This is a genomic window from Sutterella sp., assembly GCF_052272535.1.
Classification (GTDB): Bacteria; Pseudomonadota; Gammaproteobacteria; order Burkholderiales; family Burkholderiaceae_F; genus Sutterella.
This window is the reverse complement of record NZ_DAVZJY010000276.1, coordinates 1-2,707: the sequence shown is the minus strand read 5'-3', so window position 1 is coordinate 2,707 and position 2,707 is coordinate 1. Positions and strand designations below refer to the sequence as shown.

Here is a 2,707-nt window from a genome sequence, read left to right as displayed (position 1 = left end):
TGCGCGGAGAGGATTTCCGTCCAGCCGGCGGCGGGATGCGCCGCCGCGGGCGCCACTGCGGGCGGCTCGACCGGCGTGGTCCCGAAGCCTTCGCCCGAAAGCGCGGGGGCGGGACGGGCTTCAAGCGCCTCCGGATGGGCGGCGGCCGCCGCCTCCGCATGGCGGATTTCGTAGGGCAGGTCCTCGGCGCGGATCTCCTGCGACGGGGCCATCACGAGGAGCCACCGGCAGAGGTTTTCGAGCTGGCGGACGTTTCCCGGGAAGGGGAAGCGCTCGATCACGGCGAGGGCCTCGCGCGTGAGGGTCTTGGGCTCGACGCCCAATTCGCCCGCGCCCACGGCGAGGAAGTGCGCCGTCAGGGGCGCAATGTCCTCGACGCGGTCGCGCAGGGGCGGCAGCCGCAGGCGGATCACGTTGAGGCGGTGATAGAGGTCCTCGCGGAACTGGCCGTTGCGCACCCGTTCCTCGAGGTTCTGATTGGTCGCGGCGATCACGCGCACGTCGGCCTTGATCGGTTGATGCCCGCCCACGCGGTAGAAGTACCCGTTCGAGAGCACGCGCAGGAGGCGCGTCTGCAGCTCCATGGGCATGTCGCCGATCTCGTCGAGAAAGAGCGTGCCGCCCTTGGCCTGCTCGAAGCGCCCGTAGCGGGTCGCCGTAGCGCCCGTAAAGGCGCCCTTTTCGTGGCCGAAGAGCTCGCTCTCGAGGAGTTCGCGCGGAATCGCCGCCATGTTGATCGCGATGTAGGGGGCGCGGCTTCTGCGGCTGTGCTTCCAGATTGCGCGGGCGACCACCTCCTTGCCCGCACCCGACTCGCCCGTGAGGAGCACCGTGACGTTGCTCTGCGAGAGGCGGCCGATCGCGCGGAAGACCTCCTGCATGGCGGGCGCCTGGCCGATGAGGTCGGGCACCTGGCGCTCGGCCTCCGCGGGGGCGGGCTGCGGCTCGGCCTCGCGGCCCGCAGCGGCCGTGCGGCGGCGGGCGTCCTCCATCGCGCGGCTGATGAGCTCGACGGCCTTGTTGACGTCGAAGGGCTTCGTCAGGTATTCGAACGCCCCGCCCTGGAAGGCCGAGACGGCGCTGTCGAGGTCCGAGAAGGCCGTCATGATGATGACGGGCAGGTCGGGCGCGACTGCCTTCACCTTTGCAAGGAGATCCACACCCGAGAGGCCCGGCATGCGGATGTCGGAGACGAGGACGAGGGGGAGCGGTTCGTGCGCCGCCGCCATCGCCTCGAGCGCGTTAAGCGCGTCCTGGCCGCGCTCGAAGAGCCGGCAGCCGACGCCTTCGCGCGCGAGCGCGCGCTGCAACACCCAGCGGATCGCCCTGTCGTCGTCGATCACCCAGACGGGCTGCGCACCCGTCTCTTCGGTCGAATGAATGTTCTGGTCGTCAAGCATCTTGGATTCCTTCCGTGCCCGGTAGTCCGCCGCGCGCGCCGCATAGGGGTGGAGCCGTCTGCGCCGCCGGGCGCCTCTATTGGGCCTTTGTTCTTTGCGTCCTGCCGGCGCCCCGCTCAAGGGGCAGGAGCACCGTGAAGTCCGTTCGTCCCGGCCGGCTCTCGAGGGTGATCGCCCCGCCCGCCTCCTCGACGAAGGCCTTGACGAGGGAGAGCCCCAACCCCGAGCCCTCGGCGCGCCCGGTGACGAGCGGGAAGAAGATCCGCTCGCGCAGCGCGGGCGGCACGCCCGGTCCGTTGTCGATCACGTCCACGCGCAGCGCGAGCCGCACGCGCGCGCCCGAGAGCAGCACGTCGCGCGCGATGCGCGTCTTCATCACCAACTGCGCGCGGCCGTGGGCGCGCTCTTCGCTCATCGCCTCGGCGGCGTTGCGCGCGAGGTTGAGGAAGATCTGGATGAACCGCCCCCGGTCGCCCACGACCGGCGGCGCGGAGATGTCGTAGTCGCGCCGGATCGTGAGGCCGGCGCTGAATTCAAGGCCGATCAGGCTCTTCACGTGCTCGAGCACTTCGTGGATGTTGATCGGCTCCTTCGTCTGCGCGGCCCGGTACGGCGCGAGCAGCCGGTCCACGAGGGCCTGCAGGCGCGCCGCCTCCTCGAGGATCACGCTCGTGCATTCGCGGTCTTCGTCGCGCACGAGCTCGCTCTCGAGGAGCTGCGCCGCGCCGCGGATCCCTCCGAGGGGATTCTTGATCTCGTGGGCGAGGTTCCTCAGGAGCTCGCTGTTCGCGGCCCTCAGGCTCGTCTCCATCGCGTCGCGCTCGGCGCGCAGCGCGTCTTCGAGCTCCGTCGCCTCGATGATGTAGGCCGTCCCCTCGGGGAGCCCCGCCGCGGGAGCGTCCTCCGTCACGGTCGAGAGCACCGCACGCACCCGGACGGGGGCGAGGAGCCCGCGGTGGAATTCCGTCACGAAGCTGTAGGCGAGGGGCTGGCCGCCCTCGGGGAGCGCCGCGGGACCGTCGCCGAACCACCCGGCCGCCTCGTCGAAGAATTCCGCCGCCGCCTCGCCCGCGAGCGCGCGCCGCGTGCGGCCGATCAACGTCTCGGCCGCGGCGTTCACCGTCGTGATGCCCCCTCGGGCGTCGAGGCAGAGCACCACGGTCGAGAGCAGATCGAAGGCGCAGACGCGCCGGACGGACGATGCGCCTGTGGGAGAAGGGGTGGGGGACGGTACCGTCATGGTGAAGGCGAAGGGAGTCGAGAACGCCTCGGAGCGGGAGACCCCGCCGCGGGACGTCCGAAAAAAA

Annotated in this window: 2 protein-coding genes; both read right to left on the bottom strand. The window is 70.9% G+C overall.

Annotated features, from left to right (window positions below):
• Nucleotides 1–1,400, bottom strand: a 1,400-nt coding sequence (ntrC, locus tag ACT6Y9_RS10210) for a nitrogen regulation protein NR(I) (protein ID WP_443744451.1), incomplete at its 3' end; no start/stop codon positions are given.
• Nucleotides 1,401–1,476: 76 nt separating this feature from the next.
• Entirely contained in the window at nucleotides 1,477–2,640 is a 1,164-nt protein-coding gene (glnL, locus tag ACT6Y9_RS10205) for a nitrogen regulation protein NR(II) (protein ID WP_295480511.1), read from the bottom strand.
• Between the last annotated feature and the right edge of the window lie 67 nt (nucleotides 2,641–2,707).

Bases quoted from the DNA above. Each gene is read 5' to 3' on its own strand.
- glnL (WP_295480511.1), bottom strand. From the start codon at position 2,640: ATGACGGTACCGTCCCCCACCCCTTCTCCCACAGGCGCATCGTCCGTC.